The organism is Thermoflexus sp. (genome assembly GCF_034432235.1).
Taxonomy (GTDB): Bacteria; Chloroflexota; Anaerolineae; order Thermoflexales; family Thermoflexaceae; genus Thermoflexus.
The window spans coordinates 1-24,267 of record NZ_DAOUCJ010000031.1 but is presented as its reverse complement, the minus strand read 5'-3'; the positions used below and the strand labels follow the sequence as shown (position 1 = coordinate 24,267).

Here is a 24,267-nt window from a genome sequence, read left to right as displayed (position 1 = left end):
GCCGTGGTGAGGGTGCTGACCGATAAGCAAGGGGACCCTATCGCCCCGCTGCTTGCCCCCCGGAAGCCCCGTTGCTGACCAACGAGCGCTGGGATCCTATCATTCCACTGTTTCCCTCCCGGAAGCCCCATGCCGACCAGGGTAGATGGCTTCCCACCGGGCATCCCTCAGTTCGCCTACCATCGCCAACCTCCGGAACGGGAAGTTGGCTATAGTTTACCCAATCCGCCGTCGGTAACCCCCATGCTACCTGGCCCACCGGCCACGCCTCCCGTCGCTCCGACACCAGTATCACGCTGCACATTTGTGGCCCGCCCGGCACCTGTCGAGCCCAGGCCACTTATAGAGGCTTACCAGTTTTCGGAACCTCGTGTGGTGCTAACCCATACCTCGGCTATTGGCATCGCCGGCTGGTTGCCAGATGGGCAGCGTTTGCTCATCACCCGTCTTATTCCCGGTCAGCCCAGGGAGTATATCGAGATATTCAACACCCGCACCGGCGAACTCCAGCGCTATGGAGAACGGCACAGTTTACCCGGTAAGCCGGTGTGGCTTGCTGCTCACCAGGCTGTGGCCTTTGCCGATGTTGGGCCGGATAAGCAGGTGGTGTTGCGCATCAGCCGGGGAGAGACGGCAACCGTAGAGACGACGATTTCTGACCTGACGGGTTCCTTTTGGGGAGTCAGCCCTGACGGTCGGCAGTTGGCGTTCTTCACCCAGGCGAGCCAGGATCGGCCTGAAGTCTTTGATCTGGCTCAGCCCCAGCGCGCCACCCTCCCTGCCGCGTTACCGCTGATGCGATGGTCTCCCTATCGAATTAGCTGGCATCCGCAAGGGCATCAGATCGCTTTCTATAACGAGACGGGCTTCTATTTGGCCGACTTGCCTTTGGGGCGCATTTGCAAGGTTGATCTTGGTGTCGAAGAAAGCGAAGCTCGATATGGAAAGCGGTGGGCATTCTATGCGCAGTGGGCTCCCAGTGGGCGATATCTATCCATGTTGACAACCATCGGTGATCCTCCCGTGAAGTTTAGTGGCCTCACAATTCTGGATACCATCACAGGTGAACTCCACCATGTGCATCCAAAACAGTATATTGAGCCAGGTCAGTATTATGTTATGGATATGGCGTGGGCACCGAACAGTCAGATCATAGCTGTCCAGGCTGCTGTCGAATTGAGGGAAAGGGTCCTGTATGCGGGTCTTTACCTTGTCGAAGTTGCGACTGGTCGAGATATGCGTGTGCTGCCTGAAGCATTGTTTACCGGCGGAGATGCAGGCTGGAATTTAGCCTGGTCTCCCAACGGCCAACGAATGGCGGTAAATTGCCCAACGGCGAACGAAGGTCGCCTGTGCATGATCATGGGGAAGTCAGGAGCAGCAGTTCGGCCTCTGTGTGTGGCACCCCAAAGGGCGACCCTTCCCCTACGGTGAACCTGACCATGGAGAACATCCCGAACTGGGGCCCTGGGGCCTATACCCTCCGTTTTGACATCTATGGGACCTCCGCTTATGGCAACTTCTGGTTCGGAGACTCTGGCTGGCCAACTTATGATGTAAGCGTTTGCGTGGATGGGCCGTGCAAAGCGTTTATCCCTCTCGCGCTGAAGAACTATCCGTGAGGGCGGCCCAACCCCTCGCTGTAGCCGACGCTTCGCTCGCTCGGCCGCAACGGCTGAGCGCGGCACCGTTAGGCCGCCAGACCCGTACACGGGTTTCGCCCACGGCAGTGAATTCGAGTGAAGCATGGAAGTGCAAAATGAAACGCTTGTTGAGTATCGCCCCGGAACCAGCGAAAAGGCTGCCGGAACCATGGGAGGGGAATTGGGGGTGATAAACACGGATGGCACAGGGCCTCAGCGTGTAGCATACCAAGCCGGCCACATAGCGATGTGGACCCCGGATGGTCGTGCTCTGGTATTTGGCCGCATGGTAGCGCTGGAGGATCCTAAAGATCCTCAGGCGCCATTCCGAACCGAACGCTACATGGCAATGGCTGATGGATCAGGCCTGAAACTTCTCTTAACTGATGAGAGCGCTGATGGGATCCAACCCCTCGGATGGTCCCAAAGTGAACAGATCTTCTATTCCGCGAAAATCACCCTATGTCAAAACCCTCTAATTGGACTACTCTCCCCGCCCAGGTTCCCCATGGATTCCTGCGGAAGCCCCCATTTCCACTATTCCGGGTTGCGTTAAGATAAAGGGTGGGGTGAGGGCGGAGTGTCCGTAAGTTACAGGCCGACAGAGGCCAACCCGCACCCCCCTGAAACCAAACAAAGCCTTCGCGGAGGTCTTCCGATGGAGATCCTCTATGTGGTGGCGGAGGCGGCGCCTTTCGTGAAAGTGGGCGGGCTGGCGGATGTGGCCTATGGGCTCCCCCGGGCGTTGCGGGCCCTGGGCCACGATGTGCGGGTGATCCTCCCTCGTTATCGCAGGATCAACGGCTCCGCTTATAACCTGCGCCCCCTCCGCCCTCCCATCCCGGTCCCCGTGGGCTTAACCGGCGAAACCCGCTTGGTGGAGGTTGAGATCAGTGAGGCCACCGGCGTTCCCACCTATTTCATTTGGGAGGAACATTACTTCGGCCGCGATGAGGTCTATGGCTACCCCGATGACCCCCAGCGTTTTATCTTCTTCTGCCGGGCGGTCCTGGCCTTCATGCGCCACATGGACGAGCGGCCGGAGGTCCTCCATGGCAACGACTGGCACACCGGGTTCCTCTTCCTCTGGCTGGCCACCGCCGGCCGGCGGGACCGCTTCTACCGGCCCATCGCCACGGTCTTCACGATCCATAACCTGTCCTATCAGGGGATCACGGGCGACGCCCTGCTGGCCTTCGGGGGGATCCACGAGCATGTGGACCGGCTGGAGGTCGAGCCGCCCGGCCATATCAACTGGCTCGCCCGCGGGATCGCCCATGCCGACGCCGTGAACACCGTGAGCCCCCGCTACGCCCGGGAGATCCTGACCCCGGAGTTCGGCTTCGGCCTCGAGCCGCTCCTTCAGCGCCGGGCCGATCGGCTCTTCGGCATCCTCAACGGCCTCGACCCCGAAGCCTGGGATCCCCGCTCCGATCCCGCCCTGGCCGCTCGCTTTGATGCTGGGAGCCTGGAACGGCGGGCGGAGAACAAGCGGGCCGTTCAGCAGGCCTTTGGCCTGCCCGTGCGAGGAGAGATCCCGCTCTTCGCCTTCATCGCCCGATTGATCGAGCAGAAAGGGGTAGAGCTGTTGCTGGAGACCGCGGACGCCCTGTTCGCCCGGGGCATCCAGCTCGCCCTCCTGGGGAACGGGATGCCGGAGTATGAGGCGGCCTTCGCCGAATGGCCCTCCCGCTTCCCGGGCCAGGCCGGGGTGCGGATCGCTTTCGATGAAAACCTCTCCCGCCTGCTTTACGGCGGGGCGGATGTGTTCCTCATGCCCTCGAAATTCGAGCCATGCGGCCTGGGCCAGATGATCGCCATGCGCTACGGCGCCCTCCCCCTGGTCCACGCGGTCGGCGGGCTGGCGGATACCGTGCGGGATGTGAGCCAGGAGGATGGAACGGGTTTCGTGTTCGCCCCGTTCACCGGGGAAGCCTTCCTGGCCGCCGTCGATCGCGCCCTGACCCTCTACCGGGATCCTGCCGCTTGGCGGGCGGTCCAGCGCCGGGCCATGGCCCAGGATTTCTCATGGACCGCCTCCGCCCGGGCTTATGAGGATCTTTACCGGCGGGCGCTCGCATGGCATAATCCATAGTGGGCGGCTCTGCGGAACAGACAGGCACGCGGGTTGAACCTCACAGAACTTTGAGGGCGGAAAAGCGATTTTATGCGCACGGTCGCGATGATCCTGGCGGGCGGCAAGGGCACCCGCCTGAGCATCCTCACCCAGAAGCGGGCCAAGCCCGCGGTCCCTTTCGCGGGGAAATACCGGATCATCGATTTCACCCTCTCCAACTGCGTCAACTCCGGGATCTACCTCGTCGGCGTATGCACCCAGTTCCGGCCCCGCTCCCTCCATGAGCACATCGGCAGCGGCGCCCCGTGGGATCTCAATGGCTTCCACCGGGGGGTCTGGATCCTCACCCCCTACCTGGGGCGGGCGGACTCCGACTGGTATCAGGGGACGGCGGACGCGATCTACCAGAACCTGGACTTCATCGAGCACCACCGGCCCACCCACGTGCTGATCCTGGCCGGCGACCACGTTTACAAGATGAACTACACCCCGATGATCCGTCTGCACACCGAGAAAAACGCCGACCTGACCATCGCCGCCCTTCCGGTGGCTCCCGAGGAGGCCTCACGGTTCGGCATCTTAGAGACCGATGAGGAAGGCCGGGTGATCCGCTTCGAGGAGAAGCCGATCCGTCCCCGGGGAACCCTGGCCTCCATGGGGATCTATGTGTTTCGCCCGGAGGTGTTGCGCGAAGTCCTCATCGAAGACGCACGGGATCCGAACAGCAGCCACGACTTCGGGAAAGATGTGATCCCCCGCATGATTGAGGCCTATCGGGTCTACGCTTACCGGTTCAGCGGCTACTGGGTCGATGTAGGAACGGTGCAGGCCTACTGGGAGGCCCACATGGATTTGCTGGCGGACAACCCGCCCCTGGATCTCCACGATCGGGAATGGATCATCCACACCCGCAGCGAGGAGCGGCCGCCGGTCAACATCCGCACCGGCGCCCACGTCGCCCACAGCCTGATCTCCGACGGCTGTATCATCGAAGGGACCGTGGAATACAGCGTGCTCTCGCCGGGCGTGCGGGTGAAGCGCGGCGCCGTGGTCCGCTATTCGGTGGTGATGACCGACTCCGTCATCGAGCCGGGGGCGGTGGTGGATCGCTGCATCGTGGACAAAAACGTGGTCGTGGGGGCAGAGGCGCATCTGGGCTACGGGATGGACTACAGCCCCAACCGGCTGGGGGATCTGTCATCGGGGCTGACGCTGGTGGGGAAGAACGCCATCATCCCCCCCCACGCCCGCGTGGGCCGCAACTGCATCATCGCCAGCGATGTAGTCCCCGAGGATTTCCCGGATCTTCACATCCCCAGCGGCAACACCATCGGAGCCATCGCGCCCATTTGACAAGGAAGCCGAATGGCCGGGCTCTTATCCGTTCTCCCGAACCAGCAGGCTCAACCCGAAGCTGACGATCGAAAGCAGCACCGCGCCGATCAGGGCGGCGAGGAACCCGTGCACCTCGAGGGGGGTGAGCGCGGCCACGAGATACAGAATGACCGCGTTCACAACGAAGGTGAAGAGCCCCAGGGTGAGCAGGTTGAGGGGCAGCGTGATGAACAGGAGGATGGGACGGATCAGGGCATTGGCCAGCCCGAGCACCAGGCCGGCCAGCAGGAAATCCGTCAGCCCGGAACCGGCCCGGAAGGAAACCCCCGGATAGATCCGGGAGACCACCCACAGGGCAATGGTGTTCAGGATCCAGCGCATCAGAAAGTGCCGCATCTGTTCTCTCCCGCAGTGGAGTGGGCACGCTCCGGCGTTCTCTAAATTCCCTTCCCTTTGAATGGAACTCGCCGCGCAGGCAGGCCGCCGGGCGGTTATTCCCAATTATAGGCGAGGACCGGGCCGACAGATCCATCCAGGGAGATGGGAAAAGGGCGTGCGGCCGTCTGGTCGCCCTCGCGCTGACGCGGTAAGATCCGATCGGACATGCGACGCTGGATTCCCATCTGGGAAACCCGATGTCTTCATCCTTCGGGGCCAGGCCGCCCTCCGCACCCCATTAGCGGGTCGGGAATGGGACGGCAAAGCCCCACCCTATCCGCGAACGAGGAGGATATCATGCACCGGCGCATGAAGATAGCGGGGCTGCTCCTGCTGAGCGGAGCGGCCCTGGCGTTCGCTTTCTCCCCCGCCCTGCGGGCAGCAGCCCACGATTTCCTCCAGGGCTTCCGCTTCCGCCGCCTCCTCGTCATCCCGTATACGTTCTCCATGCCCGCCGCGACCGGGGAAACCCTCTCAGGGATCCTTGGCGGCGATCTGGCCTTCGAACCCGCGGAGCCCCGGACAGTCCAGCGCCTCGCTGAAGCGGAGGCGCTCCTGGGTTTCCCTGTGCGCTCACCAGCGGGCGTGCGGGAGTTCCTCACCCTGCAGGTGATGCCGGCGGCCTCCGTTCGCTGGACCGTCGACGTGAACCACCTGCGGGAAGCGCTGCATGGGGCGGGGGCGGATGACGTGATCGTCCCCGAGGCGCTCCACGGGACGGTCCTGACGATGACGGTGGGGCCGATTCTGCTGGCCACCTTTGAAGCGGAGGGCATCCCCTATGGCTGGGCCCAGGCCCCCCTGCCCGCTTACACGATGGAGCCGGAAGGGGACATCCGGCCGCTGGCGGAGGCTGCCCTGCGGCTGATGGGGATGCCTGCGGAGGAGGCGCGGCGGCTGGCCCGGACCGTGGACTGGCAGACGACGCTGCTGCTGCCCATCCCCATGGCCCCTGGGATGACCCTCGAAGTGGAATCCATCTCCATCGAGGGGCGAGAGGCGACGCTTTTCACCTTCCCCCAGGCGGCCCACACACCGGGCGGGGAGGCCCTGCCGGTCCGCTTCCTGCTGTGGCACGATGAGGCCTTCCTTTACCTGATCGGCGGGCCGGGCGCGGAGACCGGCCGGCTGATCGCCTGGGCCCGCTCGATCCGCTGAAAGACCGCTGCCGCCGATCCCTATCCCGGGGAAGATCTCTGGGGTGGGTGGGATCACTGCGAGCCATTGCCCCGTCAGGAGATGGGGATGAGGGACACCTGGATCATTGAGACCGATGGCCTGCGGAAGGTGTTCGGGGATCGGGTGGCGGTGGCGGACCTCACGCTCCAGGTCGCGGAAGGGGAGGCCTTCGGCTTCCTCGGCCCCAACGGGGCCGGCAAGACCACCGCCCTCAAGATGCTCCTCGGCTTGATCCGTCCCACCGCCGGGACCGGATGGGTGCTGGGGCGGCCCCTGGGCGACCGCCATGCCCGTCGGGCCATCGGCTTCCTGCCCGAGGGCTTCGCCTTCCCCGACTGGCTCACAGCGGAGGAGATCCTGGGGTTCCACGGCCGCCTCGCCGGCGTGGACCCCCATCGCCTGCGGCGCCGGATCCCGGAGCTGCTGGAGCATGTCGGCCTGACCGCGGAAGCGCGGCGCCCCTTCCGCACATTCTCCAAGGGCATGCGGCAGCGCCTGGGGCTGGCTCAAGCATTCCTCCACGAGCCCCGCCTGGTCTTCCTGGATGAGCCGACCTCAGGCCTGGACCCTGCCGGTCGGATCCTGGTGCGGGATTTCCTGCGGGAGCAGAAAGGCCGCGGGGTCACGATCTTCCTGAACTCCCATCTGCTGAGCGAAGTGGAACGGGTCTGCGACCGCGTGGCGTTCATCAAGGCCGGGAAGGTGGTAGAGACAATGGATTTGCGAGCGGAGGAGGCCGCCACGCTGGTCCTTCAGCTGGGCCGGATTCCCCCGGGCCTGGAGGCGGAGCTGCAAGCCTGGGGGGACGTGCTGGCCCGGTCCGATAACCGCCTGACCCTGCGGCTGGCGCCCGGCCGTCGCCCGGCGGATCTCGCTCGCTGGATGGTGGGCCAGGGGCTGGACCTGGAGGCGATGATCCCCCAGCGCCCCTCGCTGGAGGAGATGTTCCTTCAAGTCGTGGGGATGGAGATGGGGTAAGCCCGAGGGGAGCCCGGCGGCGCAAGCCATGGTCTACCGGAGCTGCTCCTTGAGCCACGCGGCGATGGCTTCCACATCCTCCCGGCTCAGATCGAACCAGCGGATGCGCGGGTCGTTCAGGCGGAACCAGTTATACTGGTGATGCACGAAATCCCGGGTAGCGGATTGGATCTGCCGGATCGCCTCCTCCAGGGAGATCTCACCGCGCAGATGGGCCCCGATCTGCCGATACCCTAACCCCGTCATCGCCGGGAGATCCCACGGATAGCGCTCCGCCAGCCGGCGCACCTCTTCCACCAGCCCCTGGGCGATCATCCGCTCCACCCGTTCATCGATCCGCCGGTAGAGCTCCGCTCGGGGACGGGTCAGGCCGATGAGGAGCGTCCGATAGGGGGGCGGGTTCTTCCGCCGCTGGGCGGAAAAGGGCTTCCCCGTCTGATAGCAGACTTCCAGGGCGCGGATCACCCGACGGACGTTGCGCGGATCAATGAAGGAGGCGGCTTCGGGATCCAGGCGCCGCAGCTCCTCATAAAGGGCCTGCGGCCCTTCCCGCCGCGCCCGCTCCTCCAGGGCGCGGCGCAGCTCGGGGTCCGGTGGGGCGGGCGGGATCTGCCACCCTTCCACCACCGCCCATACGTAAAGGCCGGTTCCCCCAACCAGGAAGGGCAACCGCCCCCTACGGTGGATCCCCTCGATGGCCTCGTAAGCCATGCGCTGATATTCGGCCAGGGTCAACGGGCGGTCCGGATCCGTCACATCGATGAGGTGATGGGGGACGCGGGCGCGTTCCTCCGGCGTCGGCTTCGCCGTCCCGATATCCATTCCCCGGTAGATCTGACGGGAGTCCGCGGAGACGATTTCCCCCTGGAAGCGCTCCGCGAGCTCCAGAGCCACCTCGCTCTTGCCGACAGCCGTCGGCCCCACGATGGCCACCAGGGGACGATCCGGGGAAGAGCGCTCCGCCATCCGCCCGCCGCTCAGAGGACTTCCGCGATGAGCCCGCCCAGGAGGGCGGTGACCAGGCCCAGATAAAGAAAACAATGGAGCGTCGCCAGGGTGCCGAGGACGGGGAGGCCCGGGGCAAGCCGATAGAGGAGCAGCAAAAGGAAATCGAGAAGGATCAGGCCCACCCCAATCATAACAGGCAGGCCCTTATAGCGGGCCAGGAATTCCGCCGTGTGCTCGATCCAGCGATTCAGCGTCGACATCTCGAGAAGCCCGCCGGGTAACCCATCGTGCGACCCGTAAGAGGGGGAGAAGCCCCCGGGGCCCGCCCCTACAGGTTCCAGGCCACCGAGTAGCGGGGCGTTGCCTCCGCCTCCCCAAGTTCCAGGTAAGGCCGGAAGGGGGCCAGCAGCCGGCCGGGCAGGCGCCCGAAGAGGGTCACCTCGCTGTCCGTATGGGCCTCCCATTCCACCACGCCCTGCTCGTAGAACAGGGCGATGAGATCCCCACGGCTCAGGGGCAACCGCACCCGCACCGGCGTGAGGCTCCGGTAGAGGATCGCCTCCACCTTCCGCAACAGGTCCTCCAGGCCGATGCCGTAAGCGGCCGAGATGGCCACGAAATCCGGATGCTCCGCCGCCAGCGCCCGCGCCACCTCCGGGTCCGGGAGCCGATCGATCTTGTTGAGAGCGGTGATCATCGGGATGTCCCGCACCCCGATCTCCCGCAAGGTCTGGATCACCACCCGGGCCTGCTGGAGGGCGTTGGGATGGGTGATATCCAGGACGTGGAGGATGAGATCGGCTTCGTTGATCTCCTCCAGGGTAGCCCGGAAGGCCGCCACCAGGGGGTGGGGGAGCTTCTGGATGAACCCCACCGTGTCGGTGAAGAGCGCGACCCCGCCCTCCGGGAGCTTCACCCGGCGGGTGGTGGGATCCAGGGTGGCAAACAGCTGGTCGGCCACCAGGACATCGGCCCCGGACACCGCGTTAAGCAGGGTGGATTTGCCGGCGTTGGTGTAACCGACCAGGGCGACCACGGGGAGCTGGGCCCGGCGCCGGCGCTCCCGGTAACGCTGGCGATGGGCCCGCACCTCCTCCAGCTCCTTCTTGAGATGGGCGATGCGATCCTTGATCCGCCGGCGGTCGATCTCCAGCTGCTTCTCACCAGGCCCTCGCAGGCCCACCCCGCTGATCCCGCCCCGGCCGAAGGAACCCCCCGCCTGCTGGGCGAGATTCTGCCAGCGACGGGTCAGTCGGGGGAGGCGATACTCATACTGGGCCAGCTCCACCTGGAGGGCTCCCTCGCGGGTGTGGGCGTGCTGGGCGAAGATATCAAGGATCAGGGCCGTGCGGTCCAGCACGCGGACCTCGTCGCCGAAGGCGTTTTCCAGGTTGCGCTGCTGGGAAGGGGAAAGCTCGTCGTCGAAGATGACCATATTGGCGTGCATGGCCCGCACCAGGGCTTTGATCTCCTCGACCTTCCCGGGCCCGATGTAGGTGGCCGGATGGATACGACGGAGCCGTTGCACCGCGCGGCCGACCACCTCCACCCCCGCGGTGCGGGCCAGCTGCGCGAGCTCATCCAGGGAATCCTCCACCGGCAGCAACCCCGGCTTGCCGTAGATCTCGGTGCCCACCAGCACCGCTCGATCCACGGGAGCCACCGTCTCCTGCGTTCCGCGCCCGATCGCACACCTCCGTCCCGCGGTTTCCTGGAAATCGAATCTGCGCCCTCCAGCTCCCCATCCGGGAGGCCGAACCCTGTCCTGGCCCTCCCCGGGCTCCAGAGGCGCTTGCCGGAAAGCCGGCCACGGAATCCTTTTAAATGGGAGAGCCAGCGGGCGGCAGAGCGGCCCGCCGACCGTCCCTTTCCTCTCCTCATCGCGGGCGGCTTTCCCGATACGCCGTCCAGACGGCCCAGCCGAAGACCAGGGCCTCGAAGATCGCGGCGGCGATCAAATAGGGCACGTGGCTCATCGCGCCTCACCCCAGGGAAGCGTGGAAGGCCTGGATGCGACGCACCGCCTCCTCGAGGCGGGGGACCGGCTGGACGAGGGAGATCCGGATATAGCCTTCGCCGGCCTCGCCGAACATCGCCCCGGGGGCCACCGAGACCCCGGTCTCCTCCAGGAGGCGGGCGGCGTAATCCGCGCTGCGCCATCCCGACGGAAGGCGCGCCCATACATAAATCGTGGCACGGGGCCGCTCCGCCGTCAAGCCGGCGGCGTTCAGGCCGTCCACCACCACGTCCCGCCGCCGGGCGTATTCCGCATTGCGCTCGGCCATCCACTCGTCGTCATGGGTGAGGGCGATGGCCGCCGCCTCCTGGATGGGTCGGAAGTGGCCCGAGTCGATGTTGCTCTTGAGCTGCGCCACTGTGCCCACCACCTCCGGATTTCCCACCAGCATCCCCACGCGCCAGCCGGCCATGTTGTGGGATTTCGAGAGGGAATAGAACTCCACGGCCACCTCTTTCGCCCCCGGGATGCTGAGAACACTGGGGGCCCGGTAGCCATCGAAGGCGACGTCGGCGTATGGGTTGTCGTAGGCCAGGAGCAGGTTGTGCCGGCGGGCGAAGGCCACCGCCTCCGTCAGGAACTCGAGGGTGGGACAGGCCGCGGTCGGGTTGTTGGGGTAATTCAGCCAGAAGACCTTCGCCCGGGCCAGGACCTCGGAGGGGATCTCCGAGAGATCCGGGAACCAGCCCCGCTCCTGTCGCAATGGCATGTAGAAGACATCGGCCCCAGCCGCCAGGGCGCCATCCGTGTAGGTGGGATACCCCGGGGAGGGGACCAGGGCGATGTCCCCCTGGCTCAGGTAGGCCAGGCTGAGGTTGAAGATCCCCTCTTTGGAGCCGATGAGGATCAGGACCTCGCGGTCGGGGTCGAGCTCGACGCCGAAGCGGCGGGCGTAGAAGCGGGCCACCGCCTGGCGCAACGCCGGGATCCCCCGGTAGCCGGCGTAGCCGTGGGCGCGGGGGTCCCGCGCGCTTCTTTCGAGCGCGTCGAGGATGAAAGACGGGGGGGCCATGTCCGGGCTGCCGATGTCCAGGCGGATGATATCGCGACCCTGGGTCTGCAGCTCCGCGATCCGCCGCTCTAAGGCGGCGAAGGGATAGGGCTTCAGACGTCGCATGCGCTCCGAAGGGGCTGGCGGCATCTTCCCTTCACCTCCAACGTTTCCGTGCATTTTAACTCAGGCCGGGCGGATTACGGTAACCCTGACCCGGCCGCAAAGCCCGATCGGCAAGCGAGGGGTGGCTACGCGACCCCGGCCCTTTGCAACGCCTGCAGGTGGACAGGCTTCAGGGCGGCGTAGATGAACGCGTGGGCCGGCGTGGGAACCCCGTGGCGCTGGCCGAGGCGGACGACCGCCCCGCTCATTGCCTCGATCTCCAGCGGGCGGCCCGCCTCCACATCCCGCTGCATCGAGGCGGTCGCGCCAGAGGCCAGGTGGTCGATGAAAGCCATCGTCTGGGGCACCGCATCCGGGTCCAGGATCACGCCCTCCGCCCGGGCCACCGCCTCGATCTCGCGCATGGCCTGCTCCAGCAACGCCCGGGTTTCCGGAACCTCCCGCCAGGCCCCTACCGGGAGGCGCACGACGCTCCCCACCCCACCGATGGAAGCGATGAACAGGAACTTGGTCCACAGCACCTTCCGGATCTCCGCCGTCGCTTCCCCTTCGGTGCCGGCCTCCGCGAAGGCGCGGGCGATGGCCTGGGCCCGCGGGGTGAGCCGGCCGTCGAGCTCCCCGACCACGATCCGACGGAAGGCGCTCTCCTGCCGGATCACGCCCGGGGCCTCGATCCGGGAGACCACCCAGACGGCCCCGGCCAGCGTCCGTTCCGCCCCTACCACGGCGGCCACCTGATCGGGCGCCTCGACGCCGTTCTGGGTGGTCAGCACCACCCCTTCTGGCCCCAGCAGGCGCGGGAGGGCCTCCACCGTCTCTGGGATGTGATAGGTCTTCACCGCATACAGGACCAGATCCGCCGGCGGCGCTTCCTCCGGCCGATCCGTAGCCCGCACCGGGTGGAGATGGAAATCCCCGTGGACGCTGTGCACCTGGAGCCCCCGGGCGCGCATGGCCTCCAGATGGGAACCCCGAGCGACGAAGGTGACCTCGTGGCCTGCACGGGCCAGCAGCGCCCCAAAATAGCCACCCAACCCCCCACTTCCGAACACCGTCACGCGCATGGTCTCGCCCCTCCGGGGTTCACAGGATAACCGCTTGTGGCTGTCCACCCCGCCGGCATGACCCCTGGCTCCTCCCGGAAGGCTCTGCCGCCTCCTCAACCCACCGCCGCATCATCCGTGATCTCCAGCCCCCGGTCGATGATCTCGAGGCCCTCCATGAGCTCCTCCTCCGTAATGCACAGCGGAGGGTTGGTGAAGAACGTGTTCCAGCGGATGAACGTATAAAGGCCGTTCTCGAGGAAGAACGCCCGCAGGCGGTTCATGATCCCCATCTCCGAAGGCCGGGCGTTAAAGGGGACCAGAGGCTCGCGGGTCTCGCGGTTCCGAACCAGCTCGATCACTCCGAAGAGGCCGATGCTCCGCACATCCCCCACGCTGGGATGACGCTCCTTCAGGCGGGCCAGCTCCCGCGCCAGGATCTCCCCCATCCGCCGCGCGTTCTCGATCAGGCGGTCCTCCTGATAGACCTGGAGGGTGGCGATGGCCGCGGCCAGACAAAGGGGATGCGAGTTATACGTCAGGCCTCCCGGGAAGGGGCGCTCGCGGAAGAACTCCGCGATCCGCTCCGAGAGCAGGACGGCGCCCAGGGGGAGATACCCCGAGGTCAGCCCCTTGGCCACCGTCATCAGATCGGGGACCACATTCCAGTGATTCACGGCAAACCACTCCCCGGTGCGGCCGAAGCCGCTCATCACCTCATCGCAGATGAGCAGGATGCCGTAGCGATCACAGATCTCCCGCAGGCCCTCCAGATAGCCCTCCGGCGGGATGATGATCCCGTTGGTCCCGGTGACGGTCTCAATGAACACCGCCGCGACCGTATGGGGGCCTTCCAGCTGGATCACATCCTCGATATGGTTCAGGCAGTCCAGCGTGCATCGCTCCTCCCGCATGCACCAGCGGCAGCGGTAACGATAGGGGTCGAACACGTGGATGACCCCCGGGATGCCCGGCTCCGCCGGCCAGCGTCGGGGATCCCCGGTGAGGGTGATGGCACCCGCCGTGGCGCCGTGGTAGGACCGGTAGCGGGCGATGATCTTGTGGCGGCCGGTGTAAAGGCGCGCGATCTTGATCGCGTTCTCATTGGCGTCCGCCCCGCCCAGCGTGAAGAAGACCTTGTTAAGATCCCCCGGGGCGATCTCCGCCAGCATCTGGCCCAGGCGGGCGCGGGGCTCGGTGGCCATGAACGGGTTCACGTAAGGCAGGCGGGCGGCCTGCTCCTGGATCGCCCGGATCACCCGTTCGTCGCCGTGGCCGATGTTGACGTTCATCAGCTGAGAGTTGAAATCCAGATAGCGACGGCCCCGGGCGTCCCAGAAATAAACCCCCTTCGCCCGGACCACCGGGATGGGATCGACAGCATCCTGGGCCGACCATTCGTAGATCGTGTATCGCCGGCAGAGGGCGACGATTTCCTCAGCGCTCATCGGGGAAAGGGTTTCGACCATGGCGACCTCCCGGCCGAGCGGTAGCCGATCGGGTTACGTGATAGAATGATAGTGAAGCTGGCAGATCCCGCCAACCGGCGCCATGTCGGCAAATCTCCAATCAGGAGGTGGCTCCCTGAACACCCTGGATCTGGCGCATCGGATCGTGGACGCCATCCTCGACAAGAAGGGGATGGATGTGGTGCTGATGGACATCCGGGCCCGTGCCACGTTCGCCGATTACTTCATCATCTGCACGGGAACCTCGGAACGACAGCTGAAGGCGATTGTGGAGGGCATCGCGGAGGCCACCGCGCAAGGCTACCGGGTCGATCCGGCCCGGGTAGAAGGGGATCCGGCCTCGGGGTGGGTGTTGATGGACTACGGGGACATCATCGTTCACATCTTCGCGCCCCCCCAGCGCCGCTACTACGACCTGGAGTCCCTTTGGCGCGGGGCCCCCATTCTGGTGCGCGCCCAGTGAGGAAAGGGCGATCGGGAGGATGGGGGATAGGCCCCTCCCAGGACTCTTGGGTCGTTGAACTGAAGAAATCCGGGGTGAGGGCCGCCTTCAGCGTCCTCCCCTCCGCGCCCGCCGGAAATCGAAAGGTCCCAGTCGGATGGGAAGGACTCCATCTCTGCAACCTATCCAGTGATAAGGGAGAGGCCTCTCGTGACTTTACACTATGAGGAGACGCTGGAGCGCCTGGATCGCATCCTGAAGGCGCTTCGGCCGGAGCCCGCGTCCCGGGAGGACGAGAGGGAAGAGGCCCCAGAGGGATTCCCGGTGTTGATCGTGGGGTTGGGGAACCCGGGTCCCGAGTATGCCCGCAACCGCCATAATGTGGGCTTCCGGGTCGTGGATGTGTTCGCCCAGGCCCATCAAATGGCCTTCCGGCGGATCCTGCATCAAGCTCTAATCGCCGAGGGGCGTCTGGCCGGGCAGCGGGTGATCCTGGCCAAACCCCAGACGTTCATGAACCTGAGCGGGCGCTCCGTGCGCCCCCTGGTTTCGTATTACCGGGTGCCTTTAAACCGGCTGCTGGTCGTGTACGATGATATGGATCTCCCCCTTGGGGCGATCCGGCTGCGGCCCCGGGGCAGCCCGGGCGGCCACAACGGGATGAAATCCATCGTCCAGGCGCTGGGGACGATGGACTTCCCCCGCCTGCGGGTCGGCATCGGGCGCCCCCCGGGCCATATGAACCCGGCCGATTACGTGCTCCAGGACTTCCGGCCGGATGAGGAGGAGATCCTGGAGGGAGTGCTTCATCGGGCCGCGCAGGCCATCCGCACGTTTATCGAGGAGGGGCTGGAAGCAGCGATGAATCGCTTCAACGTCCAGCCGGCGATGCGGCCGGCGGGGAAGACGGGCGAGTAGCTCAGGGGTGAGAGCATCCGCCTTACAAGCGGAGGGTCGCAGGTTCGAGTCCTGCCTCGCCCATGCGGGAGAAGGGGCGCGGATGGCGCCCCTTCTTTTACGGAGATGCCCGGGAGGGCAGCCCGCCGCGGGGTGAAGTGGGCCTCCGGCCAATGGCCGGCCTCCGGGCGTCGAATGAATTCGACCTTGATGGGCCTTCGGCCGATGGCCGGCCTGCGCCGGCCGTTACGTCGGCGGAGGCCGACGTTCGGCGCAGAGCGCCCGGAAAGGCCGATTTCAATCGGCGTGAGAGGCCAGCGGCTGGCGTGAGTGTCGAATGAATTCGACCTCGAGAGGCCTCCGGCCAATGGCCGGCCTCCGCCGGCCGAAAGGCCTTCCGTGTCGGCCTTCGCCGACGCGAGGCGCGGAGCGCCTCACGAGGCCGATTTCCATCGGCACATCCGCCGACGTTCGGCGCAGAGCGCCCAATGAGGTTGATTTCCATCGGTGCAATGGGTCGGGGCGAGTGCCCGAGGACCCGGAATCGCTGAGGAAGGCGCCATGGACAGCCGGTATGCGGTGGTGCATTACGCAGAGATCGGGCTGAAAGGTCATAATCGGGGCTTCTTCGAGCGGATGCTGGCCCGGCGGATCGAGGAGCGCCTGCAGGATATCGGGCCTGCTTCGGTGGAGCGTCTGCCCGGACGGCTCCTCGTTCGCCTTCCGCGCCCGATCCCGGAGGCGATCTGGGTCGAGCGCCTTCGCACCGTGTTCGGGATCGCCTATTTCGCCCCGGCGATCCCTGCCGCGAAAGACCTCCACGTCATTACGGAGATCGTTCTTCGCCACCTCCCCTCCGAGCCTGTGCCCTCTTTCTGTGTTCGAGCCTCCCGCGCGGATAAATCGTTCCCCCTGACCTCCCAGGAGATCGAGCGGCACATCGGCGCAGCGATCCAGCGCCAGACGGGCTGGCGGGTGGATCTCGAGGAGCCAGCCTGGGTGGCCTACATCGAAATCGCCACCAACACCGCCCTCATTTACTTCGCCCGCCATCGAGGCCCCGGGGGATTGCCGGTGGGGGTGAGCGGGCGGGTGGGCCTGCTGCTCTCCGGCGGCATCGACTCCCCTGTGGCGGGTTACTTCATGCTGAAACGGGGCTGCGAGGTGATCCCCATCCATTTCCACAGTGGGCCCTTCGGGGATTGGGCGGCCTCGGAGGCGAAGGCGATGGCCATCGTCCGTCAGATGCGCCCTTATGGGATGCCGTCCTGGCTGTATGTGGTGCCCATCGGAGAGCCTCAGCGGGCCATCGTCCTGGCCGCCCCCGCGCCCTATCGCCTGATCCTTTACCGTCGGCTGATGGTGCGGGTGGCGGAAGCCCTCACCCGACAGGAAGGCGGGCTAGCCCTGGTCACCGGGGATTCCCTGGGACAGGTGGCCTCTCAAACTTTAGAAAGCCTGACGGCGATTGAGGACGCGGCGGCCATGCCGATCCTGCGGCCCCTCATCGGGCTGGATAAGGTGGAGATCATCGATCGGGCGCGGGCCATCGGAACCTATGAGCTCTCGATCCTGCCCGGCGAAGATTGCTGTCAGTTCTTGATGCCCCCCCGGGTCATCACCCGCCCCTCCCTGGAGACCGTTCGGGAGATCGAAGGCCGGGTGAGGATGGAGGAGCTGGTGCAGCAGGCGCTGGGCCAGGCCATGCGCGTCCCGGTGAGCGATCCAGCGCCCATGCCTTCGGTTCACCGCTGGACCACACCATAGCGCGCAGCTGAACTTCCCCTTCACCAGGAGGCCATCATGTCGACGCCGACCTTGCTTCGATCTGCAGATTACATCGAAATGGAGGACACTTACAGCGCCCCCAATTATCAACCCATCGATGTGGTCATCGCGTGGGCGGAAGGGGTATGGGTGTATGATGTGGAAGGGCGCCGCTATCTGGACGGCCTGAGCGGCTATTCGGCGCTGAACCAGGGCCACCGGCATCCCCGCATCATCCGGGCCCTGATCGAGCAGGCCGGGCGGGTGACCCTCACCTCCCGGGCTTTCCGCAACGACCAGCTCGGCCCCTTCCTGAAGGAGCTGTGTGAGCTGCTGGGATATGAGAAGGCCTTGCCGATGAACACCGGGGCCGAGGCCGTAGAGACCGCCATCAAGACGGCCCGCAAATGGGGTTACCGGGTAAAGGGCGTCCCGCGGGATCAGGCGGAGATCATCGTGTGCGAGGGAAATTTCCACGGCCGGACCACCACCATCATCAGCTTCTCCACGGTGCCCCAGTATCGGGAAGACTTCGGCCCTTACACCCCCGGCTTCGTGAGCATCCCATATGGGGATGCGGAAGCCCTGGAGCGGGCGATCACCCCGAACACCGTCGCGTTCCTGGTGGAGCCGATCCAGGGCGAAGGGGGCGTGCGGGTGCCGCCGCCCGGATATCTGGCCCGGGCCGCCGAGATCTGCCGCCGGCACAACGTGCTCTTCATCGCCGATGAGATCCAGACCGGCCTGGGGCGAACCGGCAGACTGCTGGCCTCCTGGTGGGAGGACGTGCAGCCCGATATGGTGATCCTGGGCAAGGCCCTCGGCGGGGGCGTGCTGCCGATCTCCGCGGTGGTCTCCCGACGGGAGATCCTGGGTGTGTTCCGGCCGGGCGATCATGGGAGCACCTTCGGGGGCAACCCGCTGGCCGCCGCGGTGGCCCGGGAGGCGTTACGGGTGATCGTGGAGGAAGGTCTGCCGGAGCGCGCAGCGGCCCTGGGCGAGCAAGCGATGGAGCGCCTGCGGGCGATCCGCAGCCCCTACGTCAAAGAAGTGCGCGGCCGCGGTTTGCTCATCGGCATTGAGCTCCATCCCGAGGCCGGCGGGGCGCGGCGTTTCGCCGAGGCCCTGAAGGAACGGGGCATACTGGTGAAAGACACCCACGAACACATCCTCCGCTTCGCCCCGCCCCTGGTGATCTCCCGCGAAGACCTGGACTGGGCGCTGGATCAGATCCAGGAGGTGCTGGAAGGCTGAAGAGACCGGGTGGAAGCTTCCCCCATCGATCCGTCGACGAAGGCCAGAAAGGGGGCGCCCTCGCTGGGGCGCCCCCTTCTTTTCCCTGTCCGATAACAGGCCCGGCCGATCGGTTACTCCCGGGGGGATGGAGCCAGCAGCCCGGCCAGGGCGCCGATCGCGGCAGATCCCAGGGCCGTCACTACCGCGGGGATTTGATCTCCTCCCCTTCCCATCGCCGTCAGGATCAGCGCGCCCAGGATCGCCGCCAGGCCAATCGCGCCCAGGGCTCCCACCACCATGCGATAAATCCACACATCCGACTGGAGCGGCTCGGGCATGGCCAGCTTTCGAAGCGCCCCCGCTGGATCCTCCCGGATCTGACGGGCCAGCTCCGGATCCCGCTCCACCGCTTCGGCCAGCTCCGCGATGGATCGCATCTGCACTTCTTCACCTCCTGTACGGAACGGCAGGACCACCGAAAACCTTTACGCTCCGCGGCGGGGCCACGGGATTCCTCCAAGCGCTCCGATGGTGAGCAGGAGCGTGAGCAGGCTGATCAGCAGGGCGAAGCCATGGCTTCCGGCGATGAAGGGGCTTCGCATCAGAAAGAGGCGATGGGCCCAGATATGGACCTGATAGAGAAGCATCCCTCCCAGGATCCAGCGAGCGGCCGGTGATCCGCTTCGCCACCAGAAGCCAGCGGCCGCCCCGAAGGCCAGCGCCCAGATCAGCGCAGCCACCCCCAGGTAAGTCCAGGGCCCGTGGAGGCCCTCCTCCGCCCATGCCGGAGGGATCATTCCCAGATAGTAGACGGCCCGCACCCCGTTGCGCAGGGCGAAATACAGCAGCCACAGGGCTCCAGGGAGGCGTCGCCATCGGGTCATCGGATCGCGTCGACCGCGAAGACGATCTTCCCGAAGACCGCCCCGGACTCCAGCAGGCGGTGGCCCTCCCGCGCTCCCTCCTGGGTCAGCGGCAGAACCCGGTCGATCACCGGCCGCAGCCGCCCGGCGAAGATCAACCCCATCACCATCCGGAAATCATGCTGGGTCCCCATGGTGGAGCCCAGGATGCTGATCTGTCGGGAGAACACATACCGGATGTCGAAATCCTCCGGGTTCGGGCCGGAGGTCGCCCCCACCACCAGCAGGCGCCCGCCAGGCCGCAGGCAGCGGATGCTCCTCATCCAGGTGGCCTGTCCCACGTTGTCCACCACCACATCCACGCCCCGCCTCTCCGTCCATTGCCAGACCGCCCGGGACCAGTCCGGCTCCTGGGAGCGGTCGATGACGTGATCCGCCCCCAGGGCGCGGGCCCGCTCCGCCTTCGCGGGGCTTGAGGCCACCACCGCCACTCGCGCGCCCGCCAGCTTCGCGATCTGGAGGGCCGCCGTGTTCACACCCCCGCCAGCCCCCACGATGAGCACGTCCTCCCCGGGCCGGAGGCCACCCCGGGTGATCAGCATGTGCCACGCGGTGAGGAAGACCAGGGAAGCCGCCGCCGCCTCCTCGAAGGGGAAGCCCTCCGGCAGTTTCAAAACATTGCGGGCCGGCACCACCACGTATTCGGCATAGCCCCCTCGCACGTGCTCGCCCAGGATGCCTCCCCGACGGCAGCGGTTGTCCTCCCCCCGCAGGCAGAACTCGCACTGCCCGCAGCTCAGGGTCGCGTTCACCACCACTCGATCCCCCACCTGGATCCCGGAAACCTCGGGGCCGACTTCGGTCACCACCCCGGCCACATCCGAGCCCGGGATGTGCGGCATCTCCAGCCGCAGGGATGGGATCCCCCGCCGCACCCACAGATCCAGGTGGTTCATCGCACAGGCATGGACGCGGACCTGCACCTCGCCCGGCCCCGGGTGAGGGGTGGGAAGGTCCGCCGCTTGCAACACCTCTGGACCTCCGTGCTGGTAGAAAACGATGGCCTTCATGGCGGATCTTCCGCTCCCCGGAGGATATGGGCCTCACACGCTGCTTTTGAACCCCAGGATCTGGCGGGCGATCACCAGGCGCTGGATCTCGCTGGTGCCTTCGTAGATCGTGGTGATACGGGCGTCCCGGAAATAGCGCTCCACCGGCAGCTCCCGGCTGTAGCCCATGCCGCCATGGATCTGGATGGCCTCATAGGTGATCCACTGGGCGGCCTCGCTGGCGAACAGCTTGGCCATGGCCGCCTCCAGGGTGTAGCGCTCCCCGGTGCGCTTGGCCCGCTCCCGTTTCCATGCCGCCTGCAGGGTGAGCAGGCGGGCGGCCTCCAGCTTCACCCGCATGTCCGCCAGCTTCCACTGGATGGCCTGGAACTCCCCGATCTTGCGGCCGAAGGCCTCCCGCTGCTTCGCCCAGGCCAGCGCTGCCTCGTAGGCGGCCTCGGCGATCCCCACCGCCTGGGCCGCGATCCCCACCCGCCCGGCGTCCAGGGTGGTCATCGCGATCCGGAAGCCTTCCCCCTCCTCCCCCAGACGGTTCTCGACCGGGCATTCATAGTGGTCCAGATAGATCTCACAGGTGGCGCTGGCCCGGATCCCCAGCTTCTCCTCTTTCTTGCCCCGGATGAAGCCCGGGCGGTTCGTCTCGATGATGAAGGCGCTGATGCCGTGATGCTTTTTCTCCGGCTCCGTCATCGCGAAGACGACGATGTAATCCGCCACCGGCCCATTGGTGATCCAGGACTTGCGGCCGTTGAGGATATAGACATCCCCTTTGCGCACCGCGCGGGTGCGCATGCCCGCGGCATCGGATCCGGATTGGGGCTCCGTGAGGGCGTAAGCGCCGATCGCCTGCCCGCTGGCCACGGGGGTCACATATTTGCGCTTTTGCTCCTCCGTGCCGAAGGTGAGAATGGGGAAGCAGAACAGGGTGTTGTTGACGGACATGATCGCGCTGTGGGCAGCGTCGGCTTTGGCGATCTCGATCATCGCCAGGGCGGAGGCGATGGCGTCCAGCCCCTGGCCGCCGTATTCCTCGGGGACCTCCAGGCCCATCAGCCCCATGGCAGCCATCTTGCGCACCGTCTCCCATGGGAACTCCCCCGTCTCGTCATAGTGCGCGGCCACCGGGGCGATCTCCTTCTGGGCGAACTCCCGCACCACCTGCTGGAACATGCGATGCTCTTCGGAGAGCTCGAAGTTCAGCCCTGCCTGGGCAAGCAGCTCCACCTCCATCGCAAACCTCCTCGAATCATCAGGTTGTCCTATCCTCCCGATCGAGCTCTCACGCTGGATACGTGTAGAACCCTCGTCCGCTCTTACGGCCCAGCCAGCCGGCGGCCACCATGCGGCGGAGCAACGGCGGGGCGGCGTAGCGGGGATCCTTGAACTCCTCGAACATCGCGTCGGCGATGAACAGCAGGGTGTCCAGCCCCACGAAATCCATCAGGGTGAAGGGGCCCATCGGATGGTTCAGCCCCAGCCGGATCGCCGTGTCGATGTCCTCCATGGTCGCGACGCCTTCCTCCAGGAGCCGGATGGCGTCCAGCAGGTAAGGGATCAGCAGGCGATTGACGATGAACCCCGGACGATCTTTGGAGATCACCACGGTCTTGTTCAGGCGCTCCGCCAGGGCCCGGCCCAGGGCCACCGTTTCCTCGGCGGTTTGCAGCCCCACCACGATCTCCAGCAGAGGCATCACCGGAACCGGGTTGAAAAAATGGAAACCGATCACCCGCTCCGGACGCCGGGTGACGCTCCCCAGCTCCGTGATCGAGAGAGAGGAAGTGTTGCTGGCCAGGACGGCATGGGGGGGGCAGATGCGATCGAGATCGGCGAAGACCCCCTTCTTGGTGTTCATGTCCTCCACCACCGCTTCGATCACCAGATCGCAGGCCCCGAAGTCCGCCATATCCAGCGTGCCCCGGATGCGGCCCCAGGCCGCCTCCATATCGGAGGCGCTCAGCTTCCCCCGCTCCACCGCTTTCGCCATGGAAGCCCGGATGCGATCCAGGCCTTTCTGGAGGAGCTCCGGGTTCACCTCGCGGACGATCACCTGGAAGCCGGCGCGGGCGCACACTTCCGCGATCCCGGAGCCCATCAGACCACAACCGACTATCCCAATGGTTCGCACATCCCGGATGTTCATGATGGCCTCCTGCGGCGGGTTCCGTGCAAGTCCTCACTCGATCTCCACCGCCATGGCCACGGCCTCGCCACCCCCCAGGCACAGGGTGGCAATGCCGCGGCGCAGGCCGCGATCCCGCAGGGCGTAGATCAGGGTGACCAGGATGCGGGCGCCGCTGGCGCCGACTGGATGGCCCAGGGCGATGGCCCCGCCGTTCACATTCACCCGGCTCCAGTCCCACCGGTATCCCTGCTGCTCCATGGCTTTGGCGTCGGCCAGGACCTGAGCGGCGAAGGCCTCGTTGATTTCGATGAGATCCACCTCCTCCCAGCGCCAGCCGACCCGCTCCAGCAAACGGGGGATCGCTTTCGCCGGAGCGTAGAACAGCCATTGGGGGTCGACCGCCGCCTGCGTGTAGCCCACAATCCGGGCCAGCGGCGGGATCCCCATGGCCTCCGCCTTCGCCCGGCTCATCACCACCACGGCGGCCGCGCCATCGTTCAAACCCGGGGAATTGCCGGCCGTGACACGACCGTTGGGCCGGAAAGCCGGCCGGAGCCGGGCCAGGGCCTCCATGGACGTGTCCCGTCGGGGCCCCTCATCGGTGTCCACCACCCGTGTCCCTCCCTTGCCATCGGGCACCTCCACCGGCACGATCTCCGCCCGGAACCGGCCGGCATCGATGGCTGCGACCGCCTTGCGGTGGCTCTCCAGGGCGAAGGCGTCCATCTCCTCCCGGGTGACCTCGAACTGATCGGCGATGAACTCCGCCAGCTCCCCCATCAGCACCTGGTGGAACGGGCAGCGCAGCCCATCCGCGATCAGGCTATCCTCCGCTTGGAGATGGCCATACCGCATCCCAGCGCGCAGGCGGATCAGATGGGGGGCGTTGCTCATGCTCTCCATCCCGCCGGCCACCACGAGATCCGCATCGCCCGCCCGGATGGCCTGCGCCGCCAGCATCACCGCCTTCAACCCCGAGCCGCAGACCTTGTTCACCGTGACCGCGCCGACCTCCGATGGGATCCCGGCGAAGACCGCCGCCTGGCGGGCCGGGGCCATGCCGCTGCCAGCCTGGACCACCTCGCCCATAATGACCTCATCGATCTGGCGGGGATCGATGCCCGCCCGGCGGATGGCCTCGCGGACCGCAACGGCGCCCAGCTGGGGAGCGGATAGCGGGGATAGTCCCCCGAGCAGTTTCCCAATGGGCGTGCGCGCCGCCCCTACGATCACCGGATCCCGACCGTTCTTCTCCATGGTTCCCCCCACCTGCTCCCTTCGGATCATGATCCAGCGAACGATCGTTCTGTCGGGACAGGTTCTACCGTTCTGCAACTCATCGTCATTTATTTCGCCCCACCGGGCGAAATCCATGACCGGCCACTTCCGGCTTCCTCGACCCGAAGGCCGTTCCGCCGCCAGAGGGATCTGGGGCACCCCAGCCGGTCTTCGACCGGCTGGGGACCCCGACAGGCGTCCCTTCCCGCCGAACTGGCGGTAGAGCTGTTTAGGACAGCCAATCCGTAATTGCGGAGGTGGATGGCCGCGTGGAGATCCCGATCCACCTCCAGCCCGCAGGCCGCACAACGGAAAACCCGCTGGCTTAAGGGAAGTCTCCCGTTC

General features: G+C 66.1%; 22 protein-coding genes and 1 tRNA gene. 10 read left to right on the top strand and 13 right to left on the bottom strand.

From position 1 onward, the window contains the following. Positions 1-372 precede the first annotated feature (372 nt). The 3 genes from VAE54_RS03680 (at position 373) to VAE54_RS03670 (ending at position 5,073) form a co-directional block, all read left to right on the top strand. Complete coding sequence (locus tag VAE54_RS03680; RefSeq protein ID WP_322800583.1) at positions 373-1,434, top strand: hypothetical protein; 1,062 nt, start codon at positions 373-375, stop codon at positions 1,432-1,434. An 867-nt stretch (positions 1,435-2,301) separates the two neighbouring features. After that, entirely contained in the window at positions 2,302-3,738 is a 1,437-nt protein-coding gene (locus VAE54_RS03675) for a glycogen synthase (RefSeq protein WP_322800582.1), read from the top strand. A 72-nt stretch (positions 3,739-3,810) separates the two neighbouring features. After that, complete coding sequence (locus VAE54_RS03670; RefSeq protein WP_322800581.1) at positions 3,811-5,073, top strand: glucose-1-phosphate adenylyltransferase; 1,263 nt, start codon at positions 3,811-3,813, stop codon at positions 5,071-5,073. Between the two features lie 24 nt (positions 5,074-5,097). Here the strand turns inward: VAE54_RS03670 and VAE54_RS03665 are convergent, their stop codons facing one another. Continuing rightward, positions 5,098-5,451, bottom strand: a complete 354-nt coding sequence (locus tag VAE54_RS03665; protein ID WP_322800580.1) for a phage holin family protein — start codon at positions 5,449-5,451, stop codon at positions 5,098-5,100. 339 nt (positions 5,452-5,790) lie between these two features. Between VAE54_RS03665 and VAE54_RS03660 the strand changes: the two genes are divergently transcribed. Both VAE54_RS03660 and VAE54_RS03655 read left to right on the top strand, forming a co-directional pair. Then, entirely contained in the window at positions 5,791-6,651 is an 861-nt protein-coding gene (locus VAE54_RS03660; RefSeq protein WP_322800579.1) for a hypothetical protein, read from the top strand. 87 nt (positions 6,652-6,738) lie between these two features. Beyond that, complete coding sequence (locus VAE54_RS03655) at positions 6,739-7,650, top strand: ABC transporter ATP-binding protein (RefSeq protein ID WP_322800578.1); 912 nt, start codon at positions 6,739-6,741, stop codon at positions 7,648-7,650. A 33-nt stretch (positions 7,651-7,683) separates the two neighbouring features. Here VAE54_RS03655 and miaA read toward each other — a convergent pair whose 3' ends face one another. From miaA to VAE54_RS03625, 6 genes are all read right to left on the bottom strand, one after another. After that, positions 7,684-8,616, bottom strand: a complete 933-nt coding sequence (gene miaA / locus VAE54_RS03650; RefSeq protein WP_322800577.1) for a tRNA (adenosine(37)-N6)-dimethylallyltransferase MiaA — start codon at positions 8,614-8,616, stop codon at positions 7,684-7,686. 11 nt (positions 8,617-8,627) lie between these two features. Next, positions 8,628-8,858 (bottom strand): hypothetical protein, encoded by a 231-nt coding sequence (locus VAE54_RS03645; RefSeq protein WP_322800576.1) that lies wholly within the window; start codon positions 8,856-8,858, stop codon positions 8,628-8,630. 68 nt (positions 8,859-8,926) lie between these two features. Next, positions 8,927-10,252, bottom strand: a complete 1,326-nt coding sequence (gene hflX, locus VAE54_RS03640) for a GTPase HflX (RefSeq protein ID WP_322800575.1) — start codon at positions 10,250-10,252, stop codon at positions 8,927-8,929. A gap of 328 nt (positions 10,253-10,580) precedes the next feature. Continuing rightward, positions 10,581-11,756 (bottom strand): aminotransferase class I/II-fold pyridoxal phosphate-dependent enzyme, encoded by a 1,176-nt coding sequence (locus VAE54_RS03635; protein WP_322800574.1) that lies wholly within the window; start codon positions 11,754-11,756, stop codon positions 10,581-10,583. Positions 11,757-11,857: 101 nt separating this feature from the next. Continuing rightward, entirely contained in the window at positions 11,858-12,796 is a 939-nt protein-coding gene (locus tag VAE54_RS03630) for a 2-dehydropantoate 2-reductase (protein WP_322800573.1), read from the bottom strand. A 95-nt stretch (positions 12,797-12,891) separates the two neighbouring features. After that, complete coding sequence (locus tag VAE54_RS03625) at positions 12,892-14,244, bottom strand: aminotransferase class III-fold pyridoxal phosphate-dependent enzyme (protein WP_322800572.1); 1,353 nt, start codon at positions 14,242-14,244, stop codon at positions 12,892-12,894. Between the two features lie 82 nt (positions 14,245-14,326). Here VAE54_RS03625 and rsfS point away from each other — a divergent pair, with 82 nt between their 5' ends. From rsfS to rocD, 5 genes are all read left to right on the top strand, one after another. Continuing rightward, complete coding sequence (gene rsfS / locus VAE54_RS03620; RefSeq protein WP_322800571.1) at positions 14,327-14,707, top strand: ribosome silencing factor; 381 nt, start codon at positions 14,327-14,329, stop codon at positions 14,705-14,707. Positions 14,708-15,010: 303 nt separating this feature from the next. Beyond that, positions 15,011-15,604 carry an aminoacyl-tRNA hydrolase gene (gene pth / locus VAE54_RS03615; protein ID WP_416223768.1) on the top strand — a complete coding sequence of 198 codons (594 nt, stop codon included), beginning with the start codon at positions 15,011-15,013 and terminating at the stop codon, positions 15,602-15,604. Next, positions 15,595-15,667 (top strand) — tRNA-Val (locus VAE54_RS03610). Before pth ends, VAE54_RS03610 begins: the two co-directional genes overlap by 10 nt. Before the next feature lie 477 nt (positions 15,668-16,144). Next, on the top strand, positions 16,145-17,350 hold the full coding sequence (gene thiI, locus VAE54_RS03605) for a tRNA uracil 4-sulfurtransferase ThiI (RefSeq protein ID WP_322800569.1): 1,206 nt from the start codon (positions 16,145-16,147) through the stop codon (positions 17,348-17,350). 36 nt (positions 17,351-17,386) lie between these two features. Further along, the gene (gene rocD, locus VAE54_RS03600) at positions 17,387-18,604 is read left to right on the top strand and encodes an ornithine--oxo-acid transaminase (RefSeq protein WP_322800568.1); all 1,218 of its coding nucleotides are present in this window, start codon (positions 17,387-17,389) and stop codon (positions 18,602-18,604) included. A gap of 113 nt (positions 18,605-18,717) precedes the next feature. Here the strand turns inward: rocD and VAE54_RS03595 are convergent, their stop codons facing one another. From VAE54_RS03595 to VAE54_RS03570, 6 genes are all read right to left on the bottom strand, one after another. After that, positions 18,718-19,023 (bottom strand): hypothetical protein, encoded by a 306-nt coding sequence (locus VAE54_RS03595; RefSeq protein WP_322800567.1) that lies wholly within the window; start codon positions 19,021-19,023, stop codon positions 18,718-18,720. Positions 19,024-19,071: 48 nt separating this feature from the next. Continuing rightward, complete coding sequence (locus tag VAE54_RS03590) at positions 19,072-19,470, bottom strand: hypothetical protein (protein WP_322800566.1); 399 nt, start codon at positions 19,468-19,470, stop codon at positions 19,072-19,074. Then, the gene (locus VAE54_RS03585; RefSeq protein WP_322800565.1) at positions 19,467-20,519 is read right to left on the bottom strand and encodes a zinc-binding dehydrogenase; all 1,053 of its coding nucleotides are present in this window, start codon (positions 20,517-20,519) and stop codon (positions 19,467-19,469) included. The genes VAE54_RS03590 and VAE54_RS03585 overlap by 4 nt, the downstream gene beginning before the upstream one ends. Positions 20,520-20,552: 33 nt before the next feature. Beyond that, positions 20,553-21,719, bottom strand: a complete 1,167-nt coding sequence (locus VAE54_RS03580) for an acyl-CoA dehydrogenase family protein (protein ID WP_416223767.1) — start codon at positions 21,717-21,719, stop codon at positions 20,553-20,555. A gap of 79 nt (positions 21,720-21,798) precedes the next feature. Then, positions 21,799-22,662 carry a 3-hydroxybutyryl-CoA dehydrogenase gene (locus tag VAE54_RS03575; protein WP_322800563.1) on the bottom strand — a complete coding sequence of 288 codons (864 nt, stop codon included), beginning with the start codon at positions 22,660-22,662 and terminating at the stop codon, positions 21,799-21,801. A gap of 33 nt (positions 22,663-22,695) precedes the next feature. After that, a complete protein-coding gene (locus VAE54_RS03570; protein WP_322800562.1) occupies positions 22,696-23,901 on the bottom strand; it encodes an acetyl-CoA C-acetyltransferase in 1,206 nt (401 codons plus the stop codon). Between the last annotated feature and the right edge of the window lie 366 nt (positions 23,902-24,267).